The 14,335-nt window shown below is 43.8% G+C and carries 14 protein-coding genes; 10 read left to right on the forward strand and 4 right to left on the reverse strand.

The window, feature by feature from the left end:
* Nucleotide 1: 1 nt before the first annotated feature.
* Together strainIA91_RS05860 and strainIA91_RS05865 are read left to right on the forward strand one after the other, a co-directional pair.
* Nucleotides 2-1,579 carry a hypothetical protein gene (locus strainIA91_RS05860; protein ID WP_400168186.1) on the forward strand — a complete coding sequence of 526 codons (1,578 nt, stop codon included), beginning with the start codon at nucleotides 2-4 and terminating at the stop codon, nucleotides 1,577-1,579.
* Between the two features lie 295 nt (nucleotides 1,580-1,874).
* Nucleotides 1,875-3,263: a deoxyribodipyrimidine photo-lyase gene (locus strainIA91_RS05865; RefSeq protein WP_400168187.1), complete on the forward strand. Its 1,389-nt coding sequence runs from the start codon at nucleotides 1,875-1,877 to the stop codon at nucleotides 3,261-3,263.
* 223 nt (nucleotides 3,264-3,486) lie between these two features.
* Here the strand turns inward: strainIA91_RS05865 and strainIA91_RS05870 are convergent, their stop codons facing one another.
* The 4 genes from strainIA91_RS05870 to strainIA91_RS05885 form a co-directional block, all read right to left on the reverse strand.
* Entirely contained in the window at nucleotides 3,487-4,869 is a 1,383-nt protein-coding gene (locus strainIA91_RS05870) for a YcaO-like family protein (protein ID WP_400168188.1), read from the reverse strand.
* Complete coding sequence (locus strainIA91_RS05875; protein ID WP_400168190.1) at nucleotides 4,870-5,895, reverse strand: putative glycoside hydrolase; 1,026 nt, start codon at nucleotides 5,893-5,895, stop codon at nucleotides 4,870-4,872.
* Between the two features lie 174 nt (nucleotides 5,896-6,069).
* Nucleotides 6,070-6,468, reverse strand: coding sequence for a PIN domain-containing protein (locus strainIA91_RS05880; protein ID WP_400168191.1), 399 nt, complete (start codon nucleotides 6,466-6,468; stop codon nucleotides 6,070-6,072).
* Nucleotides 6,465-6,668, reverse strand: a complete 204-nt coding sequence (locus strainIA91_RS05885) for a type II toxin-antitoxin system VapB family antitoxin (RefSeq protein WP_400168192.1) — start codon at nucleotides 6,666-6,668, stop codon at nucleotides 6,465-6,467. The genes strainIA91_RS05880 and strainIA91_RS05885 overlap by 4 nt, the downstream gene beginning before the upstream one ends.
* Before the next feature lie 704 nt (nucleotides 6,669-7,372).
* Between strainIA91_RS05885 and hisG the strand changes: the two genes are divergently transcribed.
* Genes hisG through hisIE form a run of 8 tightly spaced genes read left to right on the forward strand, consistent with a single transcriptional unit; the run spans nucleotide 7,373 to nucleotide 14,293 of the window.
* The gene (gene hisG, locus strainIA91_RS05890) at nucleotides 7,373-8,224 is read left to right on the forward strand and encodes an ATP phosphoribosyltransferase (RefSeq protein WP_400168193.1); all 852 of its coding nucleotides are present in this window, start codon (nucleotides 7,373-7,375) and stop codon (nucleotides 8,222-8,224) included.
* Nucleotides 8,225-8,237: 13 nt separating this feature from the next.
* Nucleotides 8,238-9,542 (forward strand): histidinol dehydrogenase, encoded by a 1,305-nt coding sequence (gene hisD / locus strainIA91_RS05895; RefSeq protein ID WP_400168194.1) that lies wholly within the window; start codon nucleotides 8,238-8,240, stop codon nucleotides 9,540-9,542.
* The gene (gene hisC, locus strainIA91_RS05900; protein WP_400168195.1) at nucleotides 9,535-10,572 is read left to right on the forward strand and encodes a histidinol-phosphate transaminase; all 1,038 of its coding nucleotides are present in this window, start codon (nucleotides 9,535-9,537) and stop codon (nucleotides 10,570-10,572) included. Before hisD ends, hisC begins: the two co-directional genes overlap by 8 nt.
* Nucleotides 10,569-11,660, forward strand: coding sequence for a bifunctional histidinol-phosphatase/imidazoleglycerol-phosphate dehydratase HisB (hisB, locus tag strainIA91_RS05905; protein ID WP_400168196.1), 1,092 nt, complete (start codon nucleotides 10,569-10,571; stop codon nucleotides 11,658-11,660). The genes hisC and hisB overlap by 4 nt, the downstream gene beginning before the upstream one ends.
* A complete protein-coding gene (hisH, locus tag strainIA91_RS05910) occupies nucleotides 11,657-12,241 on the forward strand; it encodes an imidazole glycerol phosphate synthase subunit HisH (RefSeq protein WP_400168197.1) in 585 nt (194 codons plus the stop codon). Before hisB ends, hisH begins: the two co-directional genes overlap by 4 nt.
* Nucleotides 12,238-12,957 (forward strand): 1-(5-phosphoribosyl)-5-[(5-phosphoribosylamino)methylideneamino]imidazole-4-carboxamide isomerase, encoded by a 720-nt coding sequence (gene hisA / locus strainIA91_RS05915; RefSeq protein ID WP_400168198.1) that lies wholly within the window; start codon nucleotides 12,238-12,240, stop codon nucleotides 12,955-12,957. The genes hisH and hisA overlap by 4 nt, the downstream gene beginning before the upstream one ends.
* Nucleotides 12,951-13,706 carry an imidazole glycerol phosphate synthase subunit HisF gene (gene hisF, locus strainIA91_RS05920; RefSeq protein ID WP_400168199.1) on the forward strand — a complete coding sequence of 252 codons (756 nt, stop codon included), beginning with the start codon at nucleotides 12,951-12,953 and terminating at the stop codon, nucleotides 13,704-13,706. Before hisA ends, hisF begins: the two co-directional genes overlap by 7 nt.
* A complete protein-coding gene (gene hisIE, locus strainIA91_RS05925) occupies nucleotides 13,700-14,293 on the forward strand; it encodes a bifunctional phosphoribosyl-AMP cyclohydrolase/phosphoribosyl-ATP diphosphatase HisIE (RefSeq protein WP_400168244.1) in 594 nt (197 codons plus the stop codon). Before hisF ends, hisIE begins: the two co-directional genes overlap by 7 nt.
* Nucleotides 14,294-14,335: the final 42 nt, after the last annotated feature.

Below are 14,335 nucleotides of genomic sequence, written 5' to 3' on the forward strand. Positions count from 1 at the left end.
CATGAAATTAAAGACACTTATACTACTTAATCTTATTCTTATTTTTATTCTAATCACTTCATGCACAACAGATACAGAGGAAACATCCAGTCAAATCACGATCAGGGAGTGGACACAGAACCATCGTTCTGAAATAATTCGTGAAGCGGATGCCTGGCAGGTGTATTGCTCCGAAAACTTTCCTGTTCAAAAGGATATTGTCCACACTCTGATTGAACGGGGAGAGCTTCCCATAAAGACAGTATCTCATATATCATCAGAAAAGCCAGGAACCTGGTTTCTTCATGTAGATGATTCCCTCTCAGCTGTTTTGACACCATTCTTTTTAAAAGGCGATACAGTCATTATTGATGACCAAGCCATCGATTTGCACGGATCTTTTCTTTTTACCTTGATTTCCTCAGGGAGAAACAACGGGTATCATGAAGTGGTTATTGCTGGAAAAAAAGTTGATCCGGAAAGATTAAGAGATTTTATTAACAAAGCATCCCTGATCCCGGAGCCGTGGTTTGTGTATAAAAAAAATGTATTAATCCTGCCTGATTTAAAACGGGAACAGAATCATAAAATGATTGATTACCCAAACTTTGCAGAAGGTTCTGCGTTTGAGGACTGGATGCAGAAAATCAGGCAATCATCGGTCCCGAAAGTGCTTGCAGAAGCCTTTGAAACCTTTGTTACCCAAAACCCCATGCCTTTAATTCAGGATTCCCTTGCGACCTTTTTCTGGTTTGAACCATCGGAAGATAAGCCGGTATACCTGTTATCTGATAAAACGGGTTGGGATACATCCCCCAAAAACAGGATGAAACAGATTCCTGATACCCATATCCATTATTATCAAATGATTCTCCACCGGGAAGCCCGGATCGAATACCTATATCGCATGGGGAATGAAGTCAAAAGGGACTATTTGAATCCCCAATATACCGGTTCAGGATATTTTTCCCATTCCGTGTTGACCATGCCCGGTCGAAAACCTGCACCTGAAATCTCTCAGCCTCCCCTTGCTTTTCAATCTGCGATCGATGAGTTTGCTTCAGATAACGGCAATAGAATCCGTGTGATTCTTCCTCCGGAATACCATCAAACTTCATCTGCCTACAGAACCCTGTACATTCTCAACTCATATCAAAATATGTTTATTATCCGGACACTTATGGAAAACCTCATGCTCAGCGGGGAAATCCCGCCGGTGATCGTTGTTTTTGCCGGAAATGAACTGTTAAAAGAGCTGGTTCTTGATGTGGATAAACGGTATAGAACCATGAAAAAGCCGGAGTACCGCATACTTTGTGCGTGGAGCGGTGAAACAGACAGATTGATGGTTGATAATACCCTGTGGGAGAATTATCTGCTCTTTTCTCCACTGGATATGCCGGCAATGCCGGATGAAAAAGAACATCATTTCACCCTGAATATCTCAACAGGTTTATATGACCTGAATAAAGCAGATTTTATCACCAAGGCTTTGAAAGCAAGATATCCCGATCATACGGAGGTACACTATTTCCCCGGAGGCCATCATCCGGAAGAGTGGTACAGAGCACTTGTCCGGGAGTTGAAAAGAGGGTTTTGAGTCGTTAGTCGACAGTGGACAGTCAGCAGTGGACAGTCAGCAGTCAAATCGTTGATTGAATAGATTGATTTGATTGACACACCAGGAGCGAAGCGACGCTAACTTCCAGCTTCTAACTTCTAACTTCTAACTTCTGAAAACGCTGCGCAGCAGCGTTTGAAAGCCGCGAAGCGGCTATTGAACACCGAACGTAGTGAGGTGCTTGAATTCCATGAAATAGGAATTGGATGATTGGACCCCTTGCCACGCATTACGCGTTACGCGTCACTTTTTTAAGTGTTGTTAAGGAGTTACTGTGGATCGTGTGAAACAATTGAGCCGTGGTTTTGGAAGTGGCGGAGAGTACATTCTTTATTGGATGCAGCAATCTCAACGGGTTTTTTACAATCACGCCCTGAATTTCGCCATTTCAAAGGCAAACAAGAATCATCAGCCGCTAATGGTTTTATTTGTCCTCACCAACGATTTTCCCCAGGCTGAAAATTCACATTATGTGTTTATGCTTGAAGGGTTACAGGAAGTACAGGAGGAATTGCAAAAAAGAGGGGTCACTTTTATTATTCGACAGGGAGATCCTGTAGATATTGTATCGGATTTTGCCAGGCAAGCTTCCATTGTAGTGTTTGACGGGGGGTATCTGAGAATCCAGAAGTCATGGCGAAATCATATCCGGGATCACATAGAAAACCCCATTTACCAGGTAGAATCTGATGTAGTGATTCCTGTTGAAACAGCCTCAAACAAACGGGAATATATGGCCAGAACCCTCAGACCGAAAATCCATGCTGCTTTGAAAGAGGTGTTTGAGGATGAGGTTAAGGTTAAGCCCCGTGAAATAAGTGAAGCAGATTTCTCAGGGGAGGTTGAGGTTCCACCTCGATACGACTCTGTTACAGGTAGTATTAACCCGGTGACAGGGGTTAAGATTGAGAAAATTTTGGAAGAATATAGAGAAAAGGCAAAAAAAACACGATTTACCGGTGGCCATTCCACAGCTGTGGCTCAATTCAGGAATTTCGTGAAAGAAAAACTCCCTTTTTATGCCGACAAATCCAATGATCCGGGGTATGAAAATGTGTCACTCATGAGTCCATACCTTCATTTCGGACAGATTTCACCTTTGGAACTGATTCACCTGATCCAGGAACATTATGACCTGAATGAACCCTTTGTCCGGGATTATTTGGAACAGCTGATTGTCCGCCGGGAACTGGCTGTGAATTTTGTCCATTATACAGAACATTATGATTCACTGGACGCATTGCCGGACTGGGCACGAAAGACTTTAGAAGAGCATGCAAACGATGCGAGAGAATACCTGTACACCTTTGAGGAACTGGAGCAGGGAAAAACCCACGATGAGGACTGGAACACCTGTATGGAAGAAATGCGTGAAACAGGTTTTATGCATGGTCATATGCGAATGTACTGGGGAAAAAAAATCATTGAGTGGACAGAAAGTCCGGAAATTGCCTTTGACACCCTTATAAAACTGAACAACCGGTATTTTTTGGATGGACGTGATCCGGTCTCGTATACATCCATACTTTGGCTATTTGGTCTGCATGATCAGGCCTGGAAAGAAAGGCCAATTTTCGGGAAAATCAGGTATATGAACCAGGCGGGATTGCATCGGAAATTTAATATGAAGAATTATGAGATAAGAATTAAGAATGATGAATGATGAATGATGAATTGAATTTAGTAATGATGAATTGGATTGTGCGGATCAATCTTGCCCACTGTCCACTGAAAAAGTGACGCAGCGTTTTCAGAAGTTAGAAGTTAGAAGCTGGAAGTTAGCGTCGCTTCGCTCCTGGTGTGTCAATCAAATCAATCTATTCAATCAACGATTTGACTGATGACTGCCCACTGATGACTGTCCACTGATGACTGTCGACTGCCAACTAATGACTCTCAATAACTTCTTCAACAGTATGATTGAACCACAGAGCATCAGGTGAAAAGAGGACACCAAGGGCTTCGCCCAAATCCTGGTCCGGACGGAAATACTCTGAATCTAATAATTCTACTAATCTTTCCGCATCACGGGGATACCTTTCCAGTAGGGATATAACTTCATTTCGTGTGACGCAATATCCCTGAAAATCTTTCTCAATCAGATCCTGGTAGGGATATACTTCGGAAAATCCCGGAATAATAATCTGGCAGGCTGAATGGCCATTCCAAAAGATATCCCGGGTTAAAATCGTAAACCCCGTTTTCTCTACGATATCACACAGGTGATCCCATTCCTTTTCTGATGTCCCGTGGAAAGAGCAAAACGTTGAAGATAGAGAAGATGGCGGTTTAAATATATTGGTATGAAGAATGCCTGTAGAATTGATAAAATGGGATTCCAGGTTTTCCGGAAGGCCTGTTAGTTTCGTATCATCAGAAACAATGTTCAGAAAATCCTGCGTATCCTCCCTTGGATTTCGTCCCTGAAAAGCCTCAGCAATCGTCCGCTCGATGGCAATTTCCTGATCAGGATGGGCGCCAAAGGAGAGAAAGGCTTCCTGCTGATCCGGAGTATAGATCAGAAAAGCCATCACCGGATAATTCATTCCCAGGGAAGCATCAAGCAACTTGCATTGTAATCCCACATCGGACAGGAGAGACTGAGCCCTGTAGAAGATCTCCGGATTTTTTAACTTTTCCGGAGACACGGACGGTAAAGAAAGTCCCTTTCTGATAACCCTATATTTGACATGTCGTTCAATAATCTCACATAAAGCCTGAACCCTGGCTTCATAGATATTATTCCCATACGCGAGTCCATTTGATGTATAGAGTTCACGCCAATAAGAAACCGGAAGAAAAAGCTGTTCTCCATGCCGGGTATGAAATGGTAGAAAACAGAACGGTTCTTCACTGGGCGACTGATTGATGTCATAACAGGATTTTGATTGCAGTATGGACATTGGATAGAACTTTTTCAAATTTTTTAACAGGGATTCCGGTTTGGAGGTCCAAATTTCGTTTTTATCGTAAACCCAGGGGACAGGTCCATCTTTTGTAAGCCATAAATCATAGAAGAAAAAACGGGTCATAAACCGTTCCATAAATTCACCATAGGCACTGGCGAGGGCCAGTTCACGGCTGATGCCTTTTCCGTTGGCCATGAAACGTTCTGAATGCTTATCAGCAATCAAAACTGAAAAAAGTCCGCCAATATTATTCTCTGATACAATTTCAGGGCTAAAATCCTCCAAAATCAGCGTTTGTTGAATTCTCCGAATCGTTTCTTCAGGGTTGAGATCTTTTCCTGCAACAAGATGATTTTTCATTTAATCAGCCCTTTGTGAATTTTCTACAAGTCCCCAGTGAAATAGCACGTTCCCGCTAAAAAGATCCTCGTTGAGAAGGGAATGGGAGAGTGTATCTGAAAGATGAAAGGAGGGAAGTAAATGAATATCCGGATATCGTCTGGTAAAATCCGTTATCATTTTTCTGATTCTTTCAGGTGTGAGTCCCGGTACTATCGTATAAAACATGGGAGAGAGGAAATCAGCATAGACTGCAAGAGAATCTACATCCTGACCTGTCAGAGATGTAAGATAGAACTCCTGCTCTTCTTCCAGCCAGGGGAGAATATGAAGTATCAGGGGAATATCTTTAATCTGTATCCGTGCATCCCGGACAAAAGATGTAATTTGATTGGTTTTAAAGGATCCCCATTCCGGGGATGGAGAATTTCCCGGTAACACTGATGTTAGGGAATCAACTTTGAATGTATTCTTGAACATACTGATAGACAATGGGTTATAATCATATCTTCGTGTGATTTTATGGAGTGAATCTACATGAACGTTTTCCCAGAAAACGGGATAGCGGATAAAATCCAGAGCCAGCATATCGGGATTTAGTTCCTGGATGATCCGGCTGATATGTTCCAGTTTAAGATTCCTGAAATCCCCACAGGCCGGTGAGAGCATTTTCTGCCATGCCTGGGGTGAATCATCCCTTTCTTGGTCCAATGCCCGCCATTCAGGATGTTCATCCCACCGTTCCGGATCATAGAAAACCTGTACAACGGCTGTAAAGCGAATATCTTGTTTTTTCAGTTCACGACGGAAAGCATAAAGATCGAATTCAGTCCTATCTGACAAATCCTTTTCCCGGACAGGCATAAATACCATAGTATAACCGGCATCATGAATAGACCTTGCACAGGTCTCTGCATCGGAACACCGGCTGTGTTCGGGATAGAATTTGATACCGCGGATAAGGGCGGCCTTGTCATTTTTCTCTTTACAACTCATGAGTATTCCTGATAATACAATGATGATCAAAAGTGTGAGATAATTTTTCATTGTAAATATTACATTAACGAGTCGAAAGTCGAAAGTCGAAAGTCGTTAGTTGGCAGTCATCAGTGGGCAGATGTTTAGGTGTAGGAGTGAATTTCCTCTCGTCACGCGCGTTACACGTTACGCATCACTATCTTGCTACCCGCCAAACGCTTCACGTCCCTCGTTACTGCCCAATCAATAAATTTTCAATTCATGTATCACGGATGCCAGCATATCATAATCACTGTTATTATGTAAAAGATATAGATCATGATCTATTGCTGTCTGAGCAATGAGTATATCAATTGTACTCCGGATGGTAAGACCGGCTTTTCGGGCACGAAAATAAAATCGTGCAGCTTTTTCCATAGAATCATGATCCTGATTCAGATGATAAAGAGGGATGGAAATCAGGTATTCTTTCAAATATTTGAATTCTCTTTCGGATTTCGCACCTTGCAGCAATTCCACATAGGTTAAGGCCGAAATTCCCCAGGGTATACTTTTGTCCAGAATTTCATCAAAGAGTCCGGTTTTTGTATTTTCTGTTCCTTTCAGGTAATCAATGAGGACGGAAGTATCCACAAGAATCATTTTTCTTCCCTCAAGGACTTATAATCATAGGATTCATGAAAGGAAATTTTTCCTTTTATGTCTTTTAAATTTTTCATTTTCCGCCTTTGAACGAATTCTATCAGTGCTCTCTCTACCAGTTCACGTTTAGTCTTTATATCTTTAACTAATTTAAACGCCTCTTCAACAAGCCTGTCATCCAACACAATATTGGTTCGCATAATACACCTCCTATGGTGTATTATAATACACATATTAAAATGAATCAACTTTTTTTGGAAAGAAAGTTTTCCTTCAGACATCCTGTTAAGGACGGGGGTAAGTGGTTTATAAAATTCAAGCGCTTCACCTTATTCGGTGTTCAAACGCCGCTGCGCGGCTTTCAAGCGCTGCTGCGCATCGTACAAATCCATTATCTTTCATAAGCTGATATCTTGATATGATTGCCGCAATGTCTAAATGAAGACTTTATTTAATCCATTAAATAATTCGAAATAACACATATATGATTAACAATATTATCTTGACTTCTGTCGGTTTCTGGTGTATTTTACCCCCGGGGTGGGGGGCACTACCTAATCGAAATCATATATTCCATCTTTCTTATAATCTCATCTTAAGATCAGCAAAATCTCACAGTCCGGTCAACCGACTGTCCACTGTCGACTGTCGACTGTCGACTGTCCACTGCCGACTGATGACTGCCCACTGTCAACTGATGACAACGTTTTTCATTTGCATTTCATCGCCAATTTAATTTAGATTCCGACGAAATGAAGAATTCACACAGACATACCCATCATCATCTTCTTCTCAAAACCGTCGGAGGAGCCGGGTAGGTCTCGTGTGTTTCCCATAAAATGTCAAAGCCCGATTCCTCAGAGTCGGGCTTTTTTGATTGTATCGACAAATTAAAGGAGAAAAAATGCTGACTCTTGCAATTCAGAAAAAAGGAAGACTTCATGACAGTACCATGTCCCTGCTGAAAGATTGCGGTATTCGTCTGAGTAATGGAGGTAAGGATGGACTCATAGCTGATGCAGACAATTTTCCCCTGCGGGTCCTCTATCTGCGGGATGACGATATTCCTGAATGCATCAATGACGGTGCAGCAGATATCGGCATTGTGGGAGAAAATGTGATCCGGGAAAAAAAGAAAGACCTGAAAATCATCAAAAAGCTGGGGTTTGCCCGATGTCGCCTTTCCATTGCCGTGCCCAAAAATATGTCTATATCCAAACCGGAAGAGCTGAACGGACTCAGTATCGCCACATCTTATCCCGGAATTTTGAAAGACTACCTGGATTCAAATAGCATCGATGCTTCTATCTATGAAATCAGCGGTTCGGTGGAAATCAGTCCGGGAATCGGACTGGCTGATGCCATTTTTGACATTGTAAGCAGTGGCAGCACGCTTTTAAGCAATGGACTGAAAGAAGTAATAACCGTAATGACATCGGAAGCTGTCTTAACAGGTAAAGATCTTGAAACTGAAAAACAAAAAATTCTGGATCAGTTGATTTTCCGTATCAAAGCTGTCCGGGAAGCGGAACGGAACAAGTATATCCTTCTGAACGCCCCTAAGAACAAACTGGATGAAATTACGGCAATCATTCCGGGAATGAAGAGTCCCAGTGTCATTCCCCTGGCCCGGGAAGGCTGGTGCTCTGTTCACTCCGTAATCAGTGAAGATGACTTCTGGGAGAATATCGAACAGTTAAAAAAGACTGGAGCCGAAGGTATTCTGGTCATTCCTATTGAAAAAATGGTTCGCTGAGGAGGGGAACACAGTGCAAAAGCTCAACCAACCCCGGAAGGATTTCCTCAAACGTCTTTTTGACAGGAAAAGTACACCTGAGGCAGAAATGCTGAAGAAAACCATGGCAATCTTTGAAACCGTGAAACGAAACGGTGATGAAGCTGTGAAGTCTTATACACGAACTTTCGATGGGGTAGATATATCCCATCTGTCCATCCCTATTCTCATGGAAGATTTTGAATCCCGCGTGGATGGTTCCCTGAAAGAAGCCATCACCTGGGCTGCAGAAAATATACGGACCTTCCATGAAAAACAGGTACCAGGTAAGAATGAAAACTACACAGTGGAAGTCCGTCCGGGTATATCCTGCGGATTACGATATCAGCCCATTGAATCGGCAGGAATCTATATTCCCGGCGGCACAGCACCTTTGTTTTCCAGTGTATTGATGCTGGTGATTCCCGCCCAGTTGGCAGGATGTAAAAAGATTGTCTGTTGTACACCACCGGATAAAAATGGTTCAGTCAATCCGGTGATTGGATATACTCTTGCTTACCTGGGAATTGACTCAGTATTTCTGGTAGGTGGTGCACAGGCGGTCGCCGCCATGACGTACGGGACTGAATCCATCCCCCGGGTAGATAAAATTGCCGGACCGGGAAATGCTTGGGTAACCCTTGCCAAACAGGTGGCTTTTCTCAACGGGACAGGCATTGATCTGCCGGCCGGCCCCTCAGAAGTAGCTATTCTTGCCGATGATTCCGCCGATCTCTCTTTTATCGCGGCGGACTGTCTATCTCAGGCAGAACACGGTTATGACAGCCAGGTACTGGTGGCAACTACATCGGAAAGGATTTTTAACGACCTGATTCCGGAAATCACGCTTCAGCTAAACAAACTGCCACGTAGAGATATGGCACAACACTCTCTGGAAAAGAGTTATCTGATCTATGTTCCAAACCTGGAGGATGCTGTGAACATCACAAATCTCTATGCGCCGGAACACCTGATTATCCAGACACGTTCTGCCGGGCTGGTCTCCGAACAGGTGACAAATGCCGGGTCCGTCTTTGTAGGCTCCTGGACTCCAGAATCCGCCGGAGATTATGCTTCCGGGACCAATCACACACTGCCCACATCGGGAAATGCAGCCAACACTGGCGGAGTGACCGCAAAAACCTTTATGAAAACCATGACAACCCAGACTATTACACAAGATGGACTCCGGGAGCTGGGACCCAGAGTCGTCACTATGGCCGAAGCAGAAGAACTCAAAGCCCATGGGGAAGCAGTCCGGATCCGGTTAAAAAAGCTGAAGGGAAATATCTATGAATAACATCATCCGGAAAAATATCCTCACACTTAAACCCTATTCTTCAGCCCGGGATGAATTCAAAGGGAAGGCAGACCTTTATCTGGATGCCAATGAATCCCCCTGGGATGACGGTTCACAACTTAATCGATATCCAGATCCCATGCAGAGAGATCTGAGAAAAAAAATTGCAGAATATTTCAAAGTGGAAGAAGAAACCCTTTTCATCGGAAACGGGAGTGATGAGGCCATAGATCTCCTGATTCGTGTCACCTGTGAACCGGGTATTGACCGGATTATCCAGTTCCCGCCAACCTACGGCATGTATGAGGTCCAGGCACGGATTCAAAATGCAGACGTGAAAAATATCCTCCTGAATAAGGATTTTTCACTACCTGTAAAAGATTATCAAAGCCAGATGGATGAACATGATAAACTTACCTTTGTCTGTACACCCAACAATCCTACAGGAAATGTCTTTCCTACAGAGGATATTGAAGCATTGATTCGGACTACATCCGGGCTGATTGTCGTAGATGAAGCCTATATTGACTTTTCAAATGTTGAAAGTATGATTGGGAAAATTGGGGACTATGACCGTCTGGTAGTTTTGCGGACCTTTTCAAAGGCTTGGTCTGCAGCTGGGATCCGCCTGGGTGTAGCCATTGGAAATCCAACCGTTATATCCTATCTGAATGCCGTCAAATACCCCTATAATATCAACCGGCTCACAGCGGGAAAAGCCATCTCTCTGCTGGACGAAAAGAACACATATAAAGAAAGGCGGGAGTTGATTCAGAGAGAGAGGCAAAAAATGCGCCTTGAACTGTCAAAATTACCGGGCATTGAAACGGTATTTCCCTCGGAAGCCAATTTCCTTCTTGTCCGCGTACAGAATTCAGCAACCGTGTTGGTAAAAAAACTTGCTGACCGGGGAATCATCATCCGTAACAGGAGCTATTTGCCACGATGCAAAAACTGTGTGAGAATTACCATTGGCCGGCCGGAGGATAATAAACGCCTGCTGAATAATATGAAGGAGATCCTGATATGAAGAAAGTCCTCTTTATCGACCGGGACGGGACCCTGATCCGCGAACCGGAAGATGAACAGATTGATTCCTGGGATAAATTTGAATTTCTTCCCGGTGTCATCCGATATCTGGGATATATTGCAGAAAATATGGATTATGAACTGGTCATGGTCACCAATCAGGACGGACTTGGAACAAAGAGTTTTCCCGAGGACACCTTCTGGCCTGTCCAGAATAAAATGCTTCAGATCCTGAAAGGGGAAAGAATTGTATTCAATGAGATCTTTATTGACCGAAGTTTTCCTGAAGATAATTCACCGGCCCGTAAACCCGGTACAGCCCTGCTTATGAATTATTTGAATGGGGAGTACGACCTTAAAGCCTCATACGTCATCGGGGACCGGCAGAGTGACGCCGATCTGGCAAAGAATCTGAATGCTCATAGTATCCTGATTACTGATGAGAAGGATCTGAATGCCGATTATATCGTGTCATCCTGGAAAGAGATACCTAAAATTCTCTGTTTTGATCAGCGCAAAGCCGAAATCAGCCGTAAAACACGGGAAACGAATATTTCATTGATCCTCAATGTGGACGGAATGGGGAAAACAGATATCAACACGGGCATCGGTTTTTTAGATCATATGCTGGAGCAGGTGGCTTTTCACAGTAAAAGTGATCTTACCCTTACCGTTCAGGGCGATCTGCAGGTGGATGAACATCATACTGTGGAGGATACGGCCATTGCGTTGGGACAGGCCTTTGCAAAGGCACTGGCGGATAAAAAACAGATCAACCGCTATGGTTTTCTCCTGCCCATGGATGAATCCCTGGCCCAGGTGGCGCTGGATTTCTCCGGCCGTTCTTACTTGGTGTGGGATGTGACATTCACCCGTGAAAAGATCGGTGATATGCCTACGGAACTCTTCAAGCATTTTTTTGAGAGTTTCGTCCGTCATGCGGGGTGCACATTGAATATCAAAGCAGAGGGAGAAAATGAGCACCACATAGCCGAAGCGATTTTTAAAGCTTTTGGTAAAGTCTTGAGACAGGCTGTGGATCGCAACCCTGAGAACGCCATCACGGCCAGTACGAAAGGAGTCCTGTGAAAACCGGTATTATACGCTATTCTGCCGGCAATGTTTATTCTGTTGCCATGGCTCTGGAAAGACTGGGTGAATCGTATCAGGTGAGTGATGATCCGGAGGTTCTTCAGGCCTGTGATCGTATCATTTTTCCCGGTGTGGGAGAAGCGGTAACGGCATTGAAAGACCTTGATATGAAGGGACTTACGAAATTTATTAAAAGTTATAACCGCCCCTTTTTGGGGATTTGCCTCGGTATGCAGATCCTGTGCCGCGATACGGAGGAAAACAATGCACGGGGACTTGGAATTTTCAATCCGAAGGTGCGCAAATTCCGGGGGGATCTGAAAATTCCCCACATGGGATGGAACACTCTGCATAATATGGATTCCCTGCTTTTTTCAGGAATTCCCGAAGGAAGCAGTGTTTATTTTGTCCACAGCTATTATGCCGAACTTTCAGAGCAAAGTTCTTCCTGGTGCAATTATGGCAAGGATTTTTCCGCATCACTGGAAAAGGGGAATTACTATGGTGTACAGTTTCACCCGGAAAAAAGCGGGGAAACAGGTTCAAAAATTCTGAAAAACTTTCTGGAGAAGACATGATTATCTTACCTGCGATAGACATTATGGATGGAGAGGTTGTTCGTCTTGAAAAAGGAAATTTTTCCCGGAGAAAAAACTATGGTACCGATCCTGTATCACTGGCAAAATTTTATAAAAACGCCGGATTTTCTTATCTGCATGTAGTGGATTTGGATGCGGCAAAAACCGGCCAACCGGTAAATCAGTCTTTGATTGTTGATATTGCCAGAGAAAGTGGACTCTTTGTCGATGTGGGAGGTGGATTAAAAGAAGAAGAGGACATAGCCTTTTACCTTGAGAATGGCGTTTTTGCTGTAAATATGGGGAGTCTGGCTGTAAAAGAACCGGGCAGAACGGCAAAACTGATTCAGAAATTCGGTGGCGACAGAATCTATGTCAGTCTGGATTTACTGGGAGAAGATGTGCGTATCCATGGCTGGCAGGAAAAAGCAACGGTCAAATGGCAGGATCTTATGAAAAAGTTAATCAAAGGCGGGGCAGAAACCTTTGTGATGACCGATATCAGCCGGGACGGCATGCTCAGCGGTGTATCCGAGGACTTTTATAAGAGAATTTTGAATACTTTTCCTGATATCCGGCTCTTCGCCAGCGGAGGTGTGTCTGGTTTGGAGGATATACGTGTACTGGATCGTCTGGGTGTATACGGTGTGATAACGGGAAAAGCCCTGTTGGAAGGAAAACTGAAAACCGAAGAACTGGCGGAGTGGTTATGCTAAAAAAGCGCATTATACCGTGCCTGGATATAAAAGACGGACGGACGGTAAAGGGTATAAATTTTATTAACCTGAAGGATGCCGGTGATCCGGTAGAGCTCGCACAAGCCTATTCGGATCAGGGAGCCGATGAACTGGTCTTTCTGGATATCACCGCTACGGTGGAAAAACGAAAAACACTGGCTGAGCTGGTTCGAAATATTGCCCGGGCAATCCATATTCCATTTACTGTCGGTGGTGGAATATCTTCTGTGGAGGATGTGAATATTCTTTTGGATTCCGGTGCTGATAAAATATCAGTTAACACATCTGCCGTCAACAATCCGGAGTTAATTGACAAACTGGCAAATCGTTTTGGAAGCCAGTGTGTGGTTTTGGCTGTAGATACAAAGAGAATACATGGAACGGATATTGTTTTTATCCATGGCGGAAGGACTCCCACAGAAAGGAAAACGTTTAAATGGCTGAAAGAGGGAGTGGATCGGGGGGCAGGTGAAATTTTACTCACGTCCATGGATCACGACGGGACAAAGGATGGATTTGCCCTGGAACTCACCCGGAAAGCCTCCGCAACGGTCTCCGTGCCCGTCATTGCCAGTGGCGGTGCGGGTAATATGGAACACTTTGTACAGGTCTTCAATGAAGGCAAAGCCGACGCTGCCCTGGCGGCGTCTATCTTTCATTACGGTGAAATATCCATACCTGAATTAAAACACTATTTATCAAAACAGAATATTGAGGTCAGATTATGATTGATTTTGACAAATCGGAAGGACTCGTTCCTGCCATTATTCAGGACAGCCGGAGTGGGGTTGTTCTTATGTTGGGTTACATGAATCGTGAAGCCTATGAAAAAACAGTGAAGGAAAAGAGAGTTACCTTTTTCAGCAGAAGTCGGCAGAAATTGTGGACAAAAGGGGAGACCAGCGGAAATTTTCTGACCGTTAAGGAAATTATCACGGATTGTGATGAAGATACTCTGTTGATTAAAGTTGTTCCTGCCGGTCCTGTATGTCATACAGGGGCGGATACCTGTTTTGACGAAATCAATAAACCGGATTCACTTGAATTTTTACGATCATTGGAAACACTAATTCAGGAACGAAAAAGGGAACTCCCGGAGAAATCCTATACCACCCGTCTTTTCCGTGAAGGAATTCCGAAAATTTCACAAAAAGTGGGTGAAGAAGCCGTGGAAACCATCATTGAGGCGATGAAAGAAGATCAAGAACGCTTCAAAGAAGAGAGTGCAGACCTGATGTATCACCTTTTGGTCCTGGCTACAGCACTTGATGTCACTTTCGATGAGATAGTCGATACATTAAGAAAAAGGCATTAGCTACATTAGTTGTTAGTCGACAGTCGGCAGTGGACAGTCATC

Source organism: Candidatus Neomarinimicrobiota bacterium, from assembly GCA_041154365.1.
In the GTDB taxonomy this organism is placed as follows: Bacteria; Fidelibacterota; Fidelibacteria; order Fidelibacterales; family Fidelibacteraceae; genus Fidelibacter; species Fidelibacter multiformis.

Bases quoted from the DNA above. Each gene is read 5' to 3' on its own strand.
- strainIA91_RS05860 (WP_400168186.1), top strand. From the start codon at position 2: ATGAAATTAAAGACACTTATACTACTTAATCTTATTCTTATTTTTATT.
- strainIA91_RS05870 (WP_400168188.1), bottom strand. From the start codon at position 4,869: ATGAAAAATCATCTTGTTGCAGGAAAAGATCTCAACCCTGAAGAAACG.
- strainIA91_RS05875 (WP_400168190.1), bottom strand. From the start codon at position 5,895: ATGAAAAATTATCTCACACTTTTGATCATCATTGTATTATCAGGAATA.
- strainIA91_RS05880 (WP_400168191.1), bottom strand. From the start codon at position 6,468: ATGATTCTTGTGGATACTTCCGTCCTCATTGATTACCTGAAAGGAACA.
- strainIA91_RS05885 (WP_400168192.1), bottom strand. From the start codon at position 6,668: ATGCGAACCAATATTGTGTTGGATGACAGGCTTGTTGAAGAGGCGTTT.
- hisG (WP_400168193.1), top strand. From the start codon at position 7,373: ATGCTGACTCTTGCAATTCAGAAAAAAGGAAGACTTCATGACAGTACC.
- hisC (WP_400168195.1), top strand. From the start codon at position 9,535: ATGAATAACATCATCCGGAAAAATATCCTCACACTTAAACCCTATTCT.
- hisB (WP_400168196.1), top strand. From the start codon at position 10,569: ATGAAGAAAGTCCTCTTTATCGACCGGGACGGGACCCTGATCCGCGAA.
- hisA (WP_400168198.1), top strand. From the start codon at position 12,238: ATGATTATCTTACCTGCGATAGACATTATGGATGGAGAGGTTGTTCGT.
- hisF (WP_400168199.1), top strand. From the start codon at position 12,951: ATGCTAAAAAAGCGCATTATACCGTGCCTGGATATAAAAGACGGACGG.